The organism is Pseudoalteromonas sp. (assembly GCF_018402495.1).
GTDB lineage: Bacteria > Pseudomonadota > Gammaproteobacteria > Enterobacterales > Alteromonadaceae > Pseudoalteromonas.
The window spans coordinates 1,165,913-1,185,555 of the sequence record NZ_JAGYIU010000001.1 but is presented as its reverse complement, the minus strand read 5'-3'; the positions used below and the strand labels follow the sequence as shown (position 1 = coordinate 1,185,555).

Genomic DNA, 19,643 nt, shown 5'->3' with positions numbered 1-19,643 from the left:
GAGTCGTAAAATGTTAAGTATTTCTCTTGGGCCTTTAGTTATTTCCATTTCTCAGTTAATTATTTTTTTAGGGTTAGGCATTTTTTGGGGGCTTACGTATTTATTAACACGCCAACATCCATTACAAAAAGCGATTTTAGACACGGTTTTTAAAGCAATTGTGGTGGGGTTTTTAGTCTCTCGGTTAGCATTTGTGCTTACGATGTGGGATAGCTATCAAGGAAATTGGTGGCAGCTGATTAATATTAGTGATGGTGGGTTTATACCTTATTATGGCTGGTTCAGCGGTATAATTGTTTTAGCGTTATATGCGCGGGGTAAAAAAGCTGTAATTAAAAGCTACGCTATTGCAGGGGGTTGGCTTCTGTTCAATGATCATTCCAAATTTTGCACTTTCGATTTACCAAACGGGTGTGCAGTTACCACAATCAGTTGTGCATAATATGCAAGGGCAGCAGATTAACCTTCAAAACTTTAAAGGTAAGCCGGTGGTGATTAACTTTTGGGCGTCATAATGTCCGCCGTGTCGAAAGAAATGCCGGTGCTACAGGCTGCTCAAAAATAACCCACATATTACCGTTGCGTTTGTTAATCAGGGCGAAGATTTACACACAGTTAAAGCATTTCTTGATGAACAACAACTCGACCTCAACCATGTATTTTTGACCAAAGCAGTAATGTGAGTCATGAATCAGGTGCTGCGGGCTTACCAACCACTTTGTTTTATAATAGCCAAGGTGAGTTAGTCACCAGCCATATGGGAGAGCTTTCTCATGCTAGTTTAGACTATTATATTCAGGCTATTAGTGATAAAAATAGCGGTGTATTGCTGTTTAATCGCGTCATTCCTTTTATGCCCTTTTAATAAGCAGCTAAATAGCAATTTTGCTGCTTTACTTCCTACCTTTATTCGAATTGACTATTTATTGATAAAGTATTCAGTTACTTATCAGTTTGCATTAACAAACTATTAAGTTTTGTTGTGTAAAATACAGCTACTTTTTTCGTATCAGCTTTAGCCGGTACACTCATTTTTAAGTATTAACTGTATTTTAAATGGAACTGTTAAAACTATGACTGCTCATCGGATAACTCACGCTGCACATCACTCTCTTCCACTTTTTATTAAATCAACGCTATGCGTTTCTATTCTATCTGTTATCAATCATGCATATGCTGATGAAGCAGAAGATAAAACATTAAAAAGCAAAGATATGGAAGTGATTGAGGTGCGTGGTATTCGTTCCAGTATGGCGGCTAATTTAGATATAAAGCGTTTATCGAGCTCTGTGGTTGATGCCATAACAGCAGAAGATATTGGTAAGTTTCCTGATAAAAATGTCGCTGATTCATTACAACGCGTACCTGGCGTGGTGATTGACCGTGACGGAGGCGAAGGCTCATCGGTAAGTATTAGGGGTTATCATCTGAGCTAACCTTTACCAGCTAAATGGTAATTTTATTGCGTCATCACCAGGTGAGCCGTCTCGCTCATTTGATTATGCATTACTCCTCTGCCATGATTGAAAGCGTGGAAGTATATAAATCGCCAGAGGCACGTTTAGATGAGGGGGCGTAGGCGGCACGGTATTAATGCATAGTCGTAAACCGCTGAGTATGGAGGCAAACTCTGGGGTAATTAACATTGAAAGCACCTATGCCGATGTGACTGAAGAATCTGAGCCGCAGTTAACCGCGCTTTATTCTTGGAAGAACGAGGCCGATACCTTTGGCGTATTGTTTGGTTATACCTCACAAAACGCACCAACCGGACACTCTCTGGTGGCACAGATGCAAATGTGTGGCGCTTTACGGGTGAAAACCCTGTCGATGTAAATGGCGCGCCGGTTGATAATAATAATCAGTGGGGCTCAATAAGCGATGCTCAGGGTAATAGTTATGACAATGTTTGGTTTCCTCAAGTGGTTCGTGGCTCAATTGTAAACGAATTACGTGAGCGAGAAGGGGTACAATTTAGCACGCAGTGGCGCCCAACCAGCCGTGTTGAAATTGGCTTTAACTATTTTGGTTTTTCACTTGATAAAAATAGAACAGAGTCGGTGATTGATATACCTGAGTGGTCTTTAAATCCTGACTTTTTAACCGATGTAAGTTTGGATGAGTCGGGCACTATTATCAATGGGATGCAATTTGATGCAGCTGCGAGTGGCATAGAAAATGATATGCAATTGCCGTGGATGCGAGGCCGTTATGTGCGTGAAGAAAAAAATAAAGGACAGGCATAAATATTTACAGTGCCTTAGGGCATAAAAATAAAGGACAGGCATAAATTTTTACAGCGCCTTAGTGGTAATTTATTGAATAAATATTTTTCCGTCTTATTAGACGACAAAAGCATGTGTATTTTATTTTAAAGTAGGGCTTGAGAGCATTATTTGCGTCTCATTAGGTGCAAATTTATGTGTTAACTAAAATTCAAAGGTAAACAGAGCCCCGCCTGAGGCGGAAAAATATTTTTCTGCGTCTAAGTAGTTTTATAGTAAAACCACTAAACAACTCTAGTTGTGCCTGTTTGAGTGAATAAGATTAAAACAAGCAATTTTTACTGACTTATACTTTAAGTACGTTTCCTCGAATTAATCATCTTCTATTTATTGATACAAGTTACCTGTGTGGTTTAAGAAAAAACATGCCTGTCCTTTTTAGTTTGTCCTTTTTTAGTTTCCGCTGATTTTGTTGAGAGTAAAAATTTCTTGCCATAATACTTGAGTGTTTTAGTCAAGTATTATACGATTAATACCTGAGTAAATTACTCAAGTATTTGGGGCGAGTGTTGTCTTGGTGTTTACGTAATTGGTGTACTTTGTTTTAAGCAATTAATGTATTGATATAAAACAAGGTAAAGGGGGTTTTTAAGTATGAGCGAACAAATTGAGCAGGTTTTATCACAAAAATATGATGCGGGTTTTGTATCCGACATTGAGTCTGAAACATTTGCCGTAGGATTAGATGAAGATGTAATTAAGCGTATTTCTGCAAATAAAGGTGAACCTGAGTGGTTATTAGAGTGGCGGCTTCATGCTTATCGTAATTGGCTTACTATGGAAGAGCCTGATTGGGCTCACTTAGCGTATTCCAAAATTGATTTTCAAGCTATTTCCTACTACTCGTCACCTAAGAGCATGAAAGATAAGCCTAAATCTCTTGATGAAGTGGACCCTGAATTATTACGTACTTACGAAAAACTAGGGATCCCACTGCATGAGCAACAGATGCTTGCGGGTGTTGCCGTTGATGCTGTTTTTGACTCGGTATCGGTTGTTACTACATTTAGAGAAAAGCTTGAAGAGGCTGGGGTTATTTTTTGTCCTATTTCCGAAGCAGTTCATCGATTTCCTGCGCTCGTTAAAAAGTACTTAGGCAGTGTTGTTCCGCGTGGAGACAATTATTTTGCAGCACTTAATAGTGCGGTATTTACGGATGGTTCTTTTGTTTATATACCCAAAGGGGTTCGCTGCCCTATGGAGCTTTCTACTTACTTTAGAATTAACGAGCAAAATACGGGGCAATTTGAACGTACGTTAATTATTGCAGAAGAACAAAGCTATGTGAGCTATTTAGAAGGGTGTACGGCGCCTCAGCGCGATGAAAACCAATTACATGCAGCGGTGGTTGAGCTGATTGCGTTAGATAACGCGCAAATAAAATATTCAACGGTGCAAAATTGGTACCCGGGTGATGAAAATGGCAAGGGGGGCATTTATAACTTTGTAACTAAGCGCGGTATTTGTCATACCAATGCAAAAATCTCTTGGACACAAGTTGAGACAGGCTCGGCCATTACTTGGAAGTACCCAAGCTGCATACTCAAAGGCGATAACAGTGTTGGTGAGTTTTATTCTGTTGCATTAACTCGTGCAAAGCAGCAAGCAGATACTGGCACAAAAATGATTCATTTAGGTAAAAATACTAAATCGACCATTATTTCAAAGGGGATCAGTGCGGGTAATAGTAATAATGCTTATCGTGGGTTAGTGCATATGGGCGCTAAAGCCGACGGGGCTCGTAATTTCACTGAGTGTGATTCATTGCTTATTGGAGATCGTTGTGGGGCGCATACATTTCCTTATATTGAAAGTCGTAATCCGTCCGCCATTGTTGAGCATGAAGCCACCACGTCAAAGGTAAGTGATGAGCAGCTATTTTTATGCAAGCAACGTGGTCTTGACGCAGAAAAAGCCGTTTCTATGATTGTAAATGGCTTTTGCAAAGAGGTTTTTAAAGAGCTGCCAATGGAGTTCGCTGTTGAAGCAGGTAAGTTACTTGAGATTAGTCTTGAAGGGTCAGTAGGATAAAATAATGCTTAAAATTAATGATTTACACGCTAATGTTGAAAATATAACTATATTGAAAGGGCTTAATTTAGAGATTAAGCCAGGTGAAGTACATGCAATTATGGGCCCAAATGGTGCAGGAAAAAGCACATTAGGGTATGTGCTATCTGGGCGTGAAGGTTATGATGTGTCTGCAGGGAATGTAATATTTAATGATGAAATGTTACTTGATATGGATATTGAAGAACGAGCAAAAAAAGGCGTATTTTTAGCTTTTCAATACCCGGTTGAAATACCTGGTGTCAGTAATATGGAATTTATGAAAGAGTCGGTTAATGCCATGCGAAAACAGCATAGCCTAGAGCCATTAACGGCGGCCGAGTTTTTAAAAAAGGCAAAACATGCATGCGCTCAAGTACAACTTCCTTTGGATTTTTTAAAGCGCGGCGTAAATGAAGGTTTTTCTGGCGGTGAAAAAAAACGCAATGAAATTATGCAGATGATTTTGCTTGAACCCTCGTTGTGCATTTTAGATGAATCTGACTCGGGTTTAGATATCGATGCCTTACAAGTTGTTGCTAATGGAGTAAATAGTCAGCGCGATGGTAAACGTAGTTTTATAGTTATTACTCACTATCAGCGTTTACTTGATTTTATTGAACCTGATTATGTGCACATTTTAGCTAATGGGAAAATTGTTAAAAGTGGTGATGCGACATTAGCTAAAGAAATTGAAAAGCAAGGCTATGCATTTTTGGGTTTAGACACCTCTGAGGAGCCAAATATATGAATCAGTGGTTGCAGCAGGTAATAGAGCATGGTCAATCTTGTGATGATTGGTTGAGCCCGTTAAGGGCGCAGTCTTTAGCTAAATTACACACAATGGATTGGCCGCATCGGCGTATTGAACGTTGGAAGTATACCTCTTTAAACGCATTTGATGACCTTACGCTTAATCGCGATACGGCGGTAAAAACAGCCCCTCCTGGTGCTATTGAAGGGCTCGATAGTATTGATTTGGTGTTTATAAATGGCATATTGCACACAGATTTAAAAACACAAGTATTGCCTAAGGGGCTGCGTATTAGTGGCTTGTTAGAAACGCCTAAGAGCGAGCAAGATGTGGCTAACAATATATTTAATAAGGTAAAACCTGAGCATCATTTTTTTGGGCTAGTCAATGATGTGTTGGCTCAAGATGGGCTGATTATTGATATAGAAGCCAACACTAACATTGCAAAACCTATTCGTGTTGTTTCAATGAGTACAGATAAGCAAGGGTCTCATCAGCGTATTTTAGTGCGGGTTGGCGCCAATGCTAAAGTTACTATTATTGAACAAGAACAGGGCGATGCTGCGAGTGTGAGCACCTGTTTTGCCGAATACGACATAGGTAAAGAGGCTTATGTAGAGCATTACCGTTTTGCAATGCAAAGCGCAGAGGCGATGTACTTTGGTGGTTGCCATTTTAGTTTACAAGACCATGCTCAGCTTAATTCAACATTAATTGCTTATGGTAGTGCGCTTTCGCGTATAGATGTGGATATTGTGCACAATGGGCAATATACACAGGCAAAATTTAATACCCTGTATTTGCTTGGGCAAAGTGAGCACTTTGATCTACACAGCACGATTGAACATGCAATGCCCAATGGTACGACCGAAGAAAATGCGCGCGGTATTATTGGCGATAAGGCAAAAGCGGTGTTTAACGGGCGGATCCATATTCATCGTGATGCACAAAAAACACGTGCTGAATTAAATAATCGAAATTTACTATTATCGCGTCGGGGACAGGTTAACACTAAGCCAGAACTTGAGATATACGCTGACGATGTGCAATGCGCACATGGTGCCACCATTGCCGAAATAGAAGAGGACGCGCTGTATTACTTACGTTCTCGTGGCATAGCACGTGCAGAGGCTTTAGTGATGTTGAACTTTGGTTTTATTCAACAATTAATAAATGATATACCCAACAAGCACATTGCCCAGTGGTTGGAGCCTAAATTGAAATCTCGTTTTGTAAAGATGCAAGTGATATGAGTATGTCTTCTTTAAATATAGCGCAATTGCGAGCTCAGTTTCCTATTTTGCAGCAGCAAGTTAATGCCAAGCCGCTAATATACTTTGATAATGCGGCTACAACCCAAAAACCTTATGCAGTGATTAATGCGATAACCGATTTTTATACTCAATGTAATGCCAACGTTCATCGTGGAGCACATCATTTGAGTAATGAGTCGACCACCCGCTTTGAACACGCGCGTGATACAGTAGCCTGTTTTATGCACGCGGCTAATCGCAAAGAAATTATTTGGACAAGTGGCACCACTGAGGGCATAAACATTGTAGCGCATGGTATAGCAAAACAGTTGCGCCCAGGCGATGAAGTGCTTGTTACACAAATGGAACACCATGCTAATTTAGTGACCTGGCAGCAGGCATGCGCGCAAAGTGGCGCTTCGCTTAAAATTGCGCCAATTGATGATGACGGTACACTCAATATTGATGCATTTGTAGCGCTGTTATCAACAAATACTAAGTTGGTTGCTTTTCCTCATATTTCTAATGCGCTTGGCACAATTAACCCCATTAAGACGCTTACCGCACAAGCTAAAAAAGTAGGAGCCTTGGTGCTGATTGATGGTGCGCAAGGTATTGCTCACGCAAAGGTAGATGTAGTTGATATTGGGTGTGACTTTTATGTGTTTTCAGCGCATAAGCTGTTTGGTCCAACCGGTATTGGCGTGCTGTGGGGAAAAGAGTCTGTTTTGAAAAACTGGCCAGTTTGGCAAACGGGTGGCGAAATGATTGCCAATGTTACCTACGAAACCGCTACATGGGGAGAGTTACCGAATCGTTTAGAGGCGGGAACGCCTAATATTGCCGGTGCAATTGGTTTAGCAGCGGCAGTTGAGTGGTTTTCTCAACTGGACTTGCACGCTTTGCAACATCATGAGCACGCATTATTGAAGCACGCAACCGAGCAGGCACATAACTTTGATGGGTTAACTATTGTGGGGAATGCACCTGAAAAAGTTGCCGTGTTAAGTTTTGTGTTACAAGGGTGCCACAGTGCTGACATTGGTTTTTTACTTGATCAGCAAGGCATTGCTATTCGCAGTGGTGATCATTGTGCGCAGCCTCTTATGCGGCGTTTAACGCTACCAGGTACTGCAAGGGCATCGTTTTCGATTTACAACACAATAGAGGAAGTTGACGCATTTTTTATTGCACTTAAAAAAGTGCACCAAATGCTCATTTGAGGAAATGATAATGAATGTAGAAATGTTTACACCAAAAAATAGCCACAGTGCTCCTGTTACCTTATCAGAGTCTGCAATAAACTATTTTGAGGGGAAATTAAAAAACAGTCCTGATCATGTATTGCGATTAAGTACCAAAGCAAGTGGTTGCACAGGTTATGCGTATGTGCTGGATGTGGTTGCAAAGCCTCAAGTACACGATACCGTGATTAAGGCAAGCGATAAACTCACCTTAGCCGTTGCATTAGACGCTATGGCATTAGTTAAAGACACTGAAATTGATTACGTCAAAGAAGGCGTTAATGGGGTAATTAAATTTAATAACCCCAATGTAGTAAATGAATGTGGTTGTGGTGAAAGTTTTAATGTTAGCTAAAGCTTACCCTGAGTTGCACATTAAAGAGGCTTAATACATGCAGCAAAAAATAGTTGTTTTAACGCGTGAGTGTAAGGCGCGCAGGGTGCCAAATGGTGACTTAGTAATTATACCTAAAGATGAGTTTGTTAATATAAACCAAGATTTGGGCGGAAACTACACCGTAACGTGGCAAGGTAATATGTTACGCATAGATGGCACTGATGCTGATGCATTAGGGCGTACACCGCAAACGTTAGATTTTCCAACGCCACAAGATGGGCGCATATATTATGAGCATGTTTTACAAGCCTTAGAAACCATTTACGACCCTGAAATCCCCATTAACTTGCTATCGCTTGGGCTAATTTATAATGTGCAAATAGATCAAGACGCTCAAACGGTTAATATTGATATGACCTTAACAGCGCCTGGCTGCGGTATGGGGCCTGTATTAGTAGGTGATGTGGAATATAGGTTAGCCATGGTGCCAAACGTAAAAAAGGTCAATGTTAGATTAATATTTGATCCACCGTGGTCTCGCGAAATGATGAGTGAAGAGGCGCAACTTGAAGCAGGTGTGTTTTTTTAATTTTTTAAACATGAGAGTACCTAATGAGTTTACCAACGCGCGATGACATTATTGATGATATGGCTTTTTTTGATGATTGGGAGCAACGCTATCAATACATAATTGACCTAGGAAAAAGTATTTCTCGTATTGATGAGAATGAAAAAACAGATGAAAACGTAGTAAAAGGTTGCCAAAGTAAAGTGTGGTTAATCAGCAACCTCGATGACGGCATTTTATATTTTAAGGCAGACAGTGATGCGGTAATTATCAATGGCCTACTAGCGTTAGTTATGGTGGTGTTTAACAACAAAACCCCCAAAGATATTTTGGCAGTTGATATTGATGAGTACTTTAAACAATTAGATCTTGAACGGCATATAACACCCAGTAGAGGGAATGGCTTAAAAGCCATTGTGGCTAAAATTCAGGCCATTGCCAATTCGTATGCTAACTAATTTAACCTCTTAATAATAAAACCATTTATAGCTAAATAGATAGAGTAATAGCGAGTAAACAACTCGTTTGAACACGCAAACAAGTGTTTATTTAAACGTGTTACAGGAGTGTTTAATGAGAAGTAGCATCACAGAAACAGTAACAAGTATTCATCATTGGAATAATACCTTGTTTAGTTTTAAAACCACGCGTAGCCCCTCATTTACGTTTGAAAACGGCCAGTTTGTGATGATTGGTATGGAGGTAGATGGTAAGCCATTAATGCGCGCTTATAGTATTGCCAGCGTTAATTATGAAGATGAACTCGAGTTTTTTAGCATAAAAGTGCCTCATGGTGCGCTGACATCACGATTACAGCACATAAAAGTGGGCGATCAGCTTATGCTTTCAACACGCACAGCAGGCACTTTAGTACCTGGCTATCTTACACCCGCCAAGCACCTGTATTTACTTGCAACCGGCACAGGCTTGGCGCCATTTATGAGTATTATTAAAGATCCAGATATTTATGAACAATATGAAAAAGTAATTTTAGTGCATGGGGTACGCTATATTTCAGAACTTGCCTACCAAGACATTATTTGTAATGAGTTACCTAACAATGAGTATTTTGGTGAGTGGGTAAAAAATAAACTTATTTATTATCCCACTGTAACGCGCGAAGCATACAGCACTGCTGCGCACCAAAAAAGAATTACGCATTTATTAATAAATAATGAATTAACACAAGAAATTGGCTTACCAGCACTTAATCCTACTTCAGATAGAGTAATGTTGTGCGGAAATCAAGCAATGATAGATGACACAATGACGATTTTAAATGACTTAGGCTTTGTAAAGGCGACATCGCGTAAACAAGGCGATTATGTTATTGAACATGCCTTTATAGAAAAATAATAGTACGGCATAAAAATAGATCACGGCAAAGAAAAGCTAAAGTATGACCCTAACAAGAGTTATACAATAATTATTGTGCTCATTGATTTAAAATATTAAAGGTTTTAAACATGAATAAACCCGCAAAAATAGAACCCGGTGTAAAACTACGTGACGCTGAGAAAATGGCGCTAATACCGGTTAAAATATTACCCACAGAGAAAACCGACATGCTGCCAAAGCCCTCTTGGCTTAAAATTCGTTTGCCTAAGTCAACCGAGCGGATTGACGGTATTAAACAAGCCATGCGTAAGCATGGCCTTCACTCGGTATGTGAAGAAGCGTCGTGCCCTAACTTATCAGAATGTTTTAACCACGGCACCGCCACTTTCATGATTTTAGGGGCTATTTGTACACGTCGTTGCCCATTTTGTGATGTTGCACATGGCCGTCCATTAAAGCCCGATGCCGCAGAGCCTGAAAAGTTAGCACTCACAATCAAAGACATGAAACTAAGCTACGTCGTGATCACTTCGGTAGATCGTGATGATTTACGTGACGGTGGCGCTCAACATTTTGCAGATTGTATTCGCGAAATTCGCAAACATAACCCTAACATTACCATTGAAATATTAGTCCCTGATTTTCGTGGCCGAATGGACAAAGCGCTGGAAATTTTAATTGAAACGCCGCCTGATGTATTTAATCACAACCTAGAAACCGCACCACGTTTATACAAATTAGCGCGCCCTGGTGCCGATTATAAATGGTCACTTGAATTATTACGCCGCTTTAAAGAAGCGCATCCTGAAGTTAAAACTAAATCAGGGTTAATGGTTGGTTTAGGCGAAGAAATTAGCGAAATTGAAGAAGTGCTGCGTGATTTACGTGAGCACAACGTTGACATGCTAACCGTAGGCCAATACCTACAACCTTCTAAGCATCACTTACCTGTAAAACGCTACGTACCGCCGGCTGAGTTTGATGCACTAAAAGCGTATGCTGATGAAATTGGTTTTACCCACGCGGCGTCTGGCCCGTTTGTACGCTCAAGCTACCACGCAGATCAACAAGCAGCGGGTAAAGACGCTGTGAATTTCAATCCAGCAAGCTACTAAACAATGGTACTTTGTACTACATCGTTATGATGTACTGGAAGCTAGATAAATAATGGCGGGTAATATTCCTAAAAGAGAAAGTTTCCCGCTGAAATAAAATAGTCAATAAGATGGGACCAATAAGATGGGACAGGCATAAAAAAAATAAAATAGGACAGGCATAAAACAAATAAAATGGGACAGGCATAAAATAATAAGGTAAGACAGTCATAAAAAATTTGTAAAACACCCAAACTAAACTACTGTTATTATATCCAGTTAAAATAGTGGTTATTAGCATGACAAGAGCGAGAAAATGCCTGATTGATTTGGCCTCAACATCTTATTATCACTTAACTGCTCGATGTGTAAGGCAAGCCTACTTATGTGGTGACGACCCTTATTCGGGTAAAAACTTTGACCACCGCAGAACATGGCTTATTGAGCGGATTAAGCATTTAAGTACCATATTTGCCATAGACATTGCCGCCTACGCTGTAATGAGTAACCACTACCACCTTGTTGTAAAAGTTAATCGTGCACATGCACTGAATTGGAGTGACGATGAGGTTATTACTCGCTGGTATAAGTTGTACCGCGGCCACTTACTTGTAGACCAACATACACAAGGCCAACAGTTAGATGCCATAAGCAGGCGTCATTTTGATGAAATCATTGCAACATGGCGAGCACGGCTGTACGACATTAGCTGGTACATGAAAAACCTAAATGAGCATATTGCGCGTGAAGCAAATAAAGAAGATAACTGCACAGGTAAATACTGGGAAGGGCGCTATCAATCGCAAGGACTTTTAGACCATGCATCAATTATACGCTGCATGGCGTACGTAGACCTAAACCCTATCAGAGCAAAAGCTGCCGATAGCCTTGAACACAGCGACTTCACCTCAATACAAGAGCGCATTCTTCATTTTCAAGCACTACAGAACAACAGCAATAACAACAGCAATAACAACACGTTTAACGTTAATAAAAAACAAGATGACTCCCAACACTTAGCTCAGCCTGCACAATTAAAGCCATTTGCAGGTAACCATGTTGAACACGCAATCCCCTTTGCCTTAAGTGATTATTTAGCATTAGTCGATTGGAGTGGCAGGCAAATAAACCCACAAAAAGCAGGGCATATTGATAACAGTACTCCCAAAATACTCACAACCTTAGGCGTGGACGAAGCAGTATGGATGGATTCAATAAAACATTTTAGACGCCAATATTCACATTTTGCCGGCGCCCCGCAGCGCTTAAAACTGCACGCTGCAAAAAACGACATGAAGTGGTACAAAGGCACCGGTTAAAACCAACCAGTCTAGGTCTGTTTATTATTTAAACGTTTAGTATGCGCGTTTAATTTCACCTGCCTGCAATTTCACTTTAGTACCTTAATAACTTAATAACTTAATAACTTAGCGAATATTTATAAATCATGTGATTTTTGACATGCAAACATGTTTATATTATCAATGAAATTTAAAGCAGCTGATTTTGAGCAATAATTTATGCCTGCCCTAAAATAAAAGCATTCTCATTAAAAAATTAAGTAAGTGTTATGTTATTCTCTTTTTATTAATTAACGTTTGAATACGATTTATTTAGTATTTAAACACACTAAATAAGACGCTAGTAATGTTAAGTATTTCTCTTGGGCCTTTGGTTATCTCTGTTTCTCAGTTAATTATTTTTTTAGGGTTAGGTATTTTTTGGGGGCTAACGTATTTATTAACACGGCAAAATCCATTGCAAAAAGTGATTTTAGACACGGTTTTTAAAGCAATTGTGGTGGGGTTTTTAGTCTCTCGGTTAGCATTTGTGCTTACGATGTGGGATAGCTATCAAGGAAATTGGTGGCAGCTGATTAATATTAGTGATGGTGGGTTTATACCTTATTATGGCTGGTTCAGCGGTATAATTGTTTTAGCGTTATATGCGCGGGGTAAAAAAGCTGTAATTAAAAGCTACGCTATTGCAGGGGGGGTTGGCTTCTGTTCAATGATCATTCCAAATTTTGCACTTTCGATTTACCAAACGGGTGTGCAGTTACCACAATCAGTTGTGCATAATATGCAAGGGCAGCAGATTAACCTTCAAAACTTTAAAGGTAAGCCGGTGGTGATTAACTTTTGGGCGTCGTGGTGTCCGCCGTGTCGAAAAGAAATGCCGGTGCTACAGGCTGCTCAAAAAAATAACCCACATATTACCGTTGCGTTTGTTAATCAGGGCGAAGATTTACACACAGTTAAAGCATTTCTTGATGAACAACAACTCGACCTCAACCATGTATTTTTTGACCAAAGCAGTAATGTGAGTCGCGAATCAGGTGCTGCGGGCTTACCAACCACTTTGTTTTATAATAGCCAAGGTGAGTTAGTCACCAGCCATATGGGAGAGCTTTCTCATGCTAGTTTAGACTATTATATTCAGGCTATTAGTGATAAAAAATAGCGGTGTATTGCTGTTTAATCGCGTCATTCCTTTTTATGCCCTTTTAATAAGCAGCTAAATAGCAATTTTGCTGCTTTACTTCCTACCTTTATTCGAATTGACTATTTATTGATAAAGTATTCAGTTACTTATCAGTTTGCATTAACAAACTATTAAGTTTTGTTGTGTAAAATACAGCTACTTTTTTCGTATCAGCTTTAGCCGGTACACTCATTTTTAAGTATTAACTGTATTTTAAATGGAACTGTTAAAACTATGACTGCTCATCGGATAACTCACGCTGCACATCACTCTCTTCCACTTTTTATTAAATCAACGCTATGCGTTTCTATTCTATCTGTTATCAATCATGCATATGCTGATGAAGCAGAAGATAAAACATTAAAAAGCAAAGATATGGAAGTGATTGAGGTGCGTGGTATTCGTTCCAGTATGGCGGCTAATTTAGATATAAAGCGTTTATCGAGCTCTGTGGTTGATGCCATAACAGCAGAAGATATTGGTAAGTTTCCTGATAAAAATGTCGCTGATTCATTACAACGCGTACCTGGCGTGGTGATTGACCGTGACGGAGGCGAAGGCTCATCGGTAAGTATTAGGGGGTTATCATCTGAGCTAACCTTTACTCAGCTAAATGGTAATTTTATTGCGTCATCACCAGGTGAGCCGTCTCGCTCATTTGATTATGCATTACTTCCCTCTGCCATGATTGAAAGCGTGGAAGTATATAAATCGCCAGAGGCACGTTTAGATGAGGGGGGCGTAGGCGGCACGGTATTAATGCATAGTCGTAAACCGCTGAGTATGGAGGCAAACTCTGGGGTAATTAACATTGAAAGCACCTATGCCGATGTGACTGAAGAATCTGAGCCGCAGTTAACCGCGCTTTATTCTTGGAAGAACGAGGCCGATACCTTTGGCGTATTGTTTGGTTATACCTCACAAAAACGCACCAACCGGACACTCTCTGGTGGCACAGATGCAAATGTGTGGCGCTTTACGGGTGAAAACCCTGTCGATGTAAATGGCGCGCCGGTTGATAATAATAATCAGTGGGGCTCAATAAGCGATGCTCAGGGTAATAGTTATGACAATGTTTGGTTTCCTCAAGTGGTTCGTGGCTCAATTGTAAACGAATTACGTGAGCGAGAAGGGGTACAATTTAGCACGCAGTGGCGCCCAACCAGCCGTGTTGAAATTGGCTTTAACTATTTTGGTTTTTCACTTGATAAAAATAGAACAGAGTCGGTGATTGATATACCTGAATGGTCTTTAAATCCTGATTTTTTAACCGATGTAAGTTTGGACGAGTCAGGCAGTATTATTAATGCAATGCAATTTGATGCTACCGCTGGTGGCGTGCAAAATGATATGCAATTGCCTTGGATGCGAGGCAGTTATGTGCTTGAAGAGTCGACCTCAGACACCTTTGATTTTAATTTAACCTACGAAGGCGATTATTTTAAAGCCCGTTTTGTGGCAGGTAATACGCGCTCTGAAGGCGGGCCAAAGGAGAGTTGGGAAGCGGCGTATAAAAGTTCAAACGCCGGTGAAAATGAAAGCCGTATAGAAAATGCATCGCAAACAGCGGGTTGGCAAATTAATGAAAACGATATTAGTTTAAATATAGACCCTAATACGCTAGCTAACTTACTAAATGGTGTGGGCGGTGGGCGCGATCCGGGCTCGTCAAATTCAAGTTTTGTGCGTAGTGAACTCGAAGAAGATTACTACCAAGCTGACTTTGATATTTATACTGATTGGAGCATTTTAAGAACAATTAAAACCGGCGTAAAGTACCGAGAAGCTACACTGCATCGCGAAACTGGTAATACCTTCTTTTTAGATCCTAATTTTGATATTGCTGCAGCAGAGGCCAGCGAGGGGGGGATCACACGTTTTGACAGTTATCAGTGGAATAACGGTATGCCACTAGCACAAGATGTGTTTATTAACGAAGGTAACATTGCTGGTGGTTTTAATATAAACCAAATGCCTGGTATTGATTGGCAAAAATATCGTGACATTGTGACCAGTGATTATGTGCCGTATACACGCAAAGAAGATAACTTTATCTATGATATTGAAGAGCAAATAGCGGCGTTTTATCTGCAAGGTGACTTTGAGTTTAATAGCGTGCGCGGTAATTTAGGGGTGCGCGTGGTACGCACTAAAACCATGACATCATCAACCGACCTATATACTTATTTATTAGATCATACCAATGATGACACCGGCGAGCCGGTAACCGGAGATGATAGATTTGTTGAAGACTATCAACTTATTACTCAAGAGAGTACCTATACTCAAATTCTTCCTAGCTTTAATATTGCATGGGATATAAGTGATGATGTGGTGGTGCGCGGCGCAGTTGCTAAAGTAATGTCACGACCAGATTATGGCGATTTAGGTGCACAACAACGCATTACGTTTGTCTCAGATGAGTGGGCAGACGATAGAGCTGAGTTTAATGAAATTCCGGGTTTTAGTGGCAGTGGCGGTAATAAAAACTTAAAGCCATTTGAGTCGGTGCAAGCTGATTTATCTATTGAATATTATTACAGCGAAGGCTCCGCCATTGGTTTAGCGCTGTTTCATAAAACTGTTGATAATTTTGTTGTACCCTTAGTCATTGACGTACAACAAGATTTTTCTGGTAAAGAGGGCATAGTTGAGGCAGGAAATATTACCGTATCGCCATATAGCACAGTAGGTAATGGCACTGATGCCGTATCTAAAGGGGCGGAAGTATTTATACAGCATGCCTTTGATAGTGGTTTTGGTTTTTATGCAAACTACACTTATAACAAAACCAATAAAGCCGCTGTCGAAGTGGATGGTAAAGAGTTTGGTAAATCGCCACTAATAGGCAGTGCTAAGTATCAATACAATACCTCGATATATTATGAGGGAGAGGCCTTTAATATTCGTGCTTCTTATAATAAACGCGGTGAAACCGTGTTGGGTTTAAACAGCGGCTTAAATGTATACCAAGACCCATACGAGCAAGTTGATGTAAATGCTTCGATTAATTTATTAGAGGATTTGAGCTTGACCGCTGCAGTTATTAATTTAACTAAATCTGAGTCGGTAAAGCGCCTAGGTAATGACACTGAGTCTCGGTTATTAAACTCAAGCTATTCGGGAAGACGTTATTATGCGGGCATAAACTACCGTTTTTAAGCTGAGTGTGTTGAGTTTGGGTAAACAAGCTGTTTTGTTGCTGTTTTAGCTTTTTCTTGTAAGTTATTACTTTATAATGAGCGTTATAAAAATTATAGAATTAATATTAACAGGATTGAAATGAGTGATTTAACGGCAATAGCCAACTTATCTATTTTATTAGTTGAGCCTTCTGATGTTCAGCAAAAGCTAATAAAAAAATCACTGGCTCAGTGTGGGGTTACACAAATTGAAACGGCCAGCACTCAAAAAAACGCACTTGCTGTTTTATCAAATTATCACCCTGATTTGGTAATTAGCAACATGTACTTAAGTGATGGCACGGCTGATTCTTTATTACAGGCAATACGCAGTAATAGTAATACCGAGCAACAGGCATTTATGCTGGTGTCGAGCGAGCGTAATAAGCGCCATTTAGAGCAACTTAGGCAGTCGGGAGTATTAGCGATTTTACCTAAACCCTTTAGTGCCGACGAAATAACCCGAGCGCTTAAAGCTACTTTGGATATTATTAGCGAGCAAGAAGTGGAGCTAGAGCACTTTGATGTGACGCTTCTTAGAGTGCTTGTGGTTGATGACAGCCGTTTTGCGCGAAAACACATAATACGTGTGCTCGCGGGGATGGGAATTCCAGCACCGGTAGAGGCCGAAGACGGTAAACAAGCAATTGAAATGTTAAACAGCCAATCATTTGATTTAATTGTTACAGACTACAATATGCCAGAAATGGATGGTAAAGAATTAACTGAAACGGTAAGGCAATCGAATGCGTACTCGCATATTCCAATCTTGATGGTGAGCTCACAGGCTAACGATACCCATTTAGCTAATATTGCTCAAGCGGGTGTGGATGCAATATGTGACAAACCGTTTGAGCCTGCTACGGTGCGCGATCTACTCTTTAAAATCATGAGCTAAAACATAACTATAAAAGCACTTTTTTACTAAAGTGCTTTTAAGTAACGCAATGAAAAATTGAGCAGCTTGGCGGCCGGCAAGGGCTTACTTAAATAAAATCCCTGAGCAATATCGCAGTTTAGCTCGTTGAGTAAATCTAGCTGCTCTTTGGTTTCTACCCCCTCAGCAACGACTTTCATTTCTAGGCTGTGTGACATGGCAATAGCTGCCTTAACTAAATTACAGTCGGCCTTGTTATCTGTTATGCCAGTAATAAAGCTACGGTCAATTTTCAACACATCAAAGGGGTATTGTCGTAAGTAACTTAATGACGAATAGCCTGTGCCAAAGTCGTCCATTGAAAGTTTTATGCCCAGCTCATCAATTTGCAATAAGGCATCATGAATTGACGCTTGGCTATTCATCAGCACCCCTTCTGTAATTTCCAGCTCTAAGCATTCATTATTAATACTATTTTTATGCAGAGTGTGTTTAATTATATTAACCAGATCAGGGTCTCTGAATTGGCGCGGCGATAAATTAATCGCCATGGTATAGTTTTGTTTGTTAATTGATTGCCATTCATTTAAAAAGCGTAAGGCTTGTTGAAGAACAAATACACCAATAGGCATAATTAAGCCGGTTTGCTCTGCAATAGGAATAAACTCATCAGGGGTGATCTCCCCTAACACTATATTATGCCAACGAAGCAAGGCTTCAGCGCCAACGATGGTGTGTGTTTTTACATCTATTTGTGGTTGGTAATAAAGCTCAAATTCATTACGCTCCAGTGCACCATGCATTTGCTCTTCTATTTCAAACCGGCGGCGCATGGCGACGTTCATTTGTGGGGTGAAAAAAGAGGACGTGTTTCGCCCTATGGTTTTTGCTTGGTACATAGCGGTGTCGGCATTTCGTAACAACACCGAGGCGCAGGTGCCGTCCTTAGGGGAAATGGCTATACCAATACTCAGAGTGAGTATCAAATCTCTCCCTTCAAGTTTAAAGGGTTTCCTAAATGCTTGAAGTAATCGCTCAGCAATCGCTAAAGCATCATTTTCGTCGTTTAAGCTGGATATCAAAACAATAAACTCATCACCGCCTAATCGACCTACAGTGTCACTTTTTTTGAGTGTTTGCCGTAATCTAGCTGCTGCCGCAATTAATAGTTTATCGCCCACTTCATGGCCTAAAGAGTCATTTACTTTTTTAAAGTCATCAAGATCTAAAAAGAACACCGCAGCTTTTTCGTTGCTCTTTTGTACTTCCATTAATATTTGTGACAAGCGGTCTAGTGATAAAAAACGGTTAGGTAAATCGGTTAAATTATCAAAGAGAGCTTGATGACGGATAAGTTCAGCTGAGCGATATTGTTCGCTTATATCTCGAATAATCACCATAACTTTATTTTTTTTAGGTAATAGGCGAATTCTAGCTTCGAAATAGCTTACGCCTTCAGGCATGCTTAATTCGTATTCAAAACTGACCATACTGTCTTGGGTTATCGTTTTTTCTATATGAACCTGAAATTTTTGCGCTACTTTTTCAGGTAATACATCCACCATTTTTTTACCAATAAACTGGTTAGGTGAAATATATAAATCGTTTTCATTATTTGCATGGTAGTCAGTAATAGTGCCATTTTGCTCTAGTATAAAAAATAAATCAGGAATTGCCTCAAATAAAGTTTTGAGCATGGTGGCATTAAATACGGCTTCTGCTTGTGCTTTGTGAACCTCAGACAGATCAATATCAATACAGTACATTTGTTTGGTATTGTACTGATTGGTAAACATAACATGGCTTGAAAATACAGCTACATGATTACCCGCTTTATTTTTAAGAGTGAGTTCTGATGCGGGAATTTCAGTATCATACTTAATCCAATTACTATGCGCTTTAATAACGGGCTCTCGCATTGGCGCGGGTATAATTAAATCTTCGAGTTTTTTGCCAATGGCTTCTTGGTGTGTATACCCATAAAGTAATTCGCTGCCTTTATTCCAATAAATAACACGTCGTTGCTCATCGTAACCTTGTACTGAAATAGAATCGACAGCATCAAAAAGTTGATGCAACGGGTCATTAGTAACATATTGATGAGCTGACATATTATTAGTTTTATTGGGAGCCATTAAATGGGTTCCAGTTATTGAATTACTTTCTTTATATAATAGA

General features: G+C 39.9%; 16 protein-coding genes and 1 pseudogene. 16 read left to right on the top strand and 1 reads right to left on the bottom strand.

What is annotated here, in order from left to right:
- Nucleotides 1-10: 10 nt before the first annotated feature.
- From KG708_RS17510 to KG708_RS05305, 16 genes and pseudogenes are all read left to right on the top strand, one after another.
- Entirely contained in the window at nt 11-442 is a 432-nt protein-coding gene (locus KG708_RS17510; protein WP_301003289.1) for a prolipoprotein diacylglyceryl transferase family protein, read from the top strand.
- Between the two features lie 237 nt (nt 443-679).
- Nucleotides 680-865: a hypothetical protein gene (locus tag KG708_RS17505; RefSeq protein WP_301003288.1), complete on the top strand. Its 186-nt coding sequence runs from the start codon at nt 680-682 to the stop codon at nt 863-865.
- Nucleotides 866-1,073: 208 nt separating this feature from the next.
- A pseudogene (locus tag KG708_RS17800) lies at nt 1,074-2,225 on the top strand (TonB-dependent receptor plug domain-containing protein); the annotation flags it as partial.
- A 654-nt stretch (nt 2,226-2,879) separates the two neighbouring features.
- Entirely contained in the window at nt 2,880-4,316 is a 1,437-nt protein-coding gene (gene sufB, locus KG708_RS05365; RefSeq protein ID WP_213608433.1) for a Fe-S cluster assembly protein SufB, read from the top strand.
- 4 nt (nt 4,317-4,320) lie between these two features.
- Nucleotides 4,321-5,085, top strand: coding sequence for a Fe-S cluster assembly ATPase SufC (sufC, locus tag KG708_RS05360; protein ID WP_213608432.1), 765 nt, complete (start codon nt 4,321-4,323; stop codon nt 5,083-5,085).
- Nucleotides 5,082-6,341: a Fe-S cluster assembly protein SufD gene (gene sufD / locus KG708_RS05355; protein ID WP_213608431.1), complete on the top strand. Its 1,260-nt coding sequence runs from the start codon at nt 5,082-5,084 to the stop codon at nt 6,339-6,341. Before sufC ends, sufD begins: the two co-directional genes overlap by 4 nt.
- Complete coding sequence (locus KG708_RS05350; protein WP_301003281.1) at nt 6,338-7,564, top strand: SufS family cysteine desulfurase; 1,227 nt, start codon at nt 6,338-6,340, stop codon at nt 7,562-7,564. Before sufD ends, KG708_RS05350 begins: the two co-directional genes overlap by 4 nt.
- A gap of 10 nt (nt 7,565-7,574) precedes the next feature.
- Nucleotides 7,575-7,940: an iron-sulfur cluster assembly accessory protein gene (locus KG708_RS05345; RefSeq protein WP_213608430.1), complete on the top strand. Its 366-nt coding sequence runs from the start codon at nt 7,575-7,577 to the stop codon at nt 7,938-7,940.
- Nucleotides 7,941-7,977: 37 nt separating this feature from the next.
- Nucleotides 7,978-8,511 carry a putative Fe-S cluster assembly protein SufT gene (gene sufT / locus KG708_RS05340; RefSeq protein WP_213608429.1) on the top strand — a complete coding sequence of 178 codons (534 nt, stop codon included), beginning with the start codon at nt 7,978-7,980 and terminating at the stop codon, nt 8,509-8,511.
- 23 nt (nt 8,512-8,534) lie between these two features.
- The gene (locus KG708_RS05335) at nt 8,535-8,948 is read left to right on the top strand and encodes a SufE family protein (protein WP_213608428.1); all 414 of its coding nucleotides are present in this window, start codon (nt 8,535-8,537) and stop codon (nt 8,946-8,948) included.
- Nucleotides 8,949-9,063: 115 nt separating this feature from the next.
- Nucleotides 9,064-9,846: a ferredoxin--NADP reductase gene (locus tag KG708_RS05330; protein WP_213608427.1), complete on the top strand. Its 783-nt coding sequence runs from the start codon at nt 9,064-9,066 to the stop codon at nt 9,844-9,846.
- Nucleotides 9,847-9,956: 110 nt separating this feature from the next.
- Nucleotides 9,957-10,943, top strand: a complete 987-nt coding sequence (lipA, locus tag KG708_RS05325; RefSeq protein WP_213608426.1) for a lipoyl synthase — start codon at nt 9,957-9,959, stop codon at nt 10,941-10,943.
- 278 nt (nt 10,944-11,221) lie between these two features.
- Complete coding sequence (locus KG708_RS05320) at nt 11,222-12,241, top strand: transposase (RefSeq protein ID WP_213608425.1); 1,020 nt, start codon at nt 11,222-11,224, stop codon at nt 12,239-12,241.
- Between the two features lie 328 nt (nt 12,242-12,569).
- Nucleotides 12,570-13,385, top strand: coding sequence for a TlpA disulfide reductase family protein (locus KG708_RS05315; protein ID WP_213608424.1), 816 nt, complete (start codon nt 12,570-12,572; stop codon nt 13,383-13,385).
- Between the two features lie 255 nt (nt 13,386-13,640).
- A complete protein-coding gene (locus KG708_RS05310) occupies nt 13,641-16,568 on the top strand; it encodes a TonB-dependent receptor (RefSeq protein ID WP_213608423.1) in 2,928 nt (975 codons plus the stop codon).
- Between the two features lie 120 nt (nt 16,569-16,688).
- Nucleotides 16,689-17,486 carry a response regulator gene (locus KG708_RS05305; protein WP_213608422.1) on the top strand — a complete coding sequence of 266 codons (798 nt, stop codon included), beginning with the start codon at nt 16,689-16,691 and terminating at the stop codon, nt 17,484-17,486.
- A gap of 26 nt (nt 17,487-17,512) precedes the next feature.
- Here KG708_RS05305 and KG708_RS05300 read toward each other — a convergent pair whose 3' ends face one another.
- A complete protein-coding gene (locus KG708_RS05300) occupies nt 17,513-19,600 on the bottom strand; it encodes a bifunctional diguanylate cyclase/phosphodiesterase (protein ID WP_213608421.1) in 2,088 nt (695 codons plus the stop codon).
- Nucleotides 19,601-19,643: the final 43 nt, after the last annotated feature.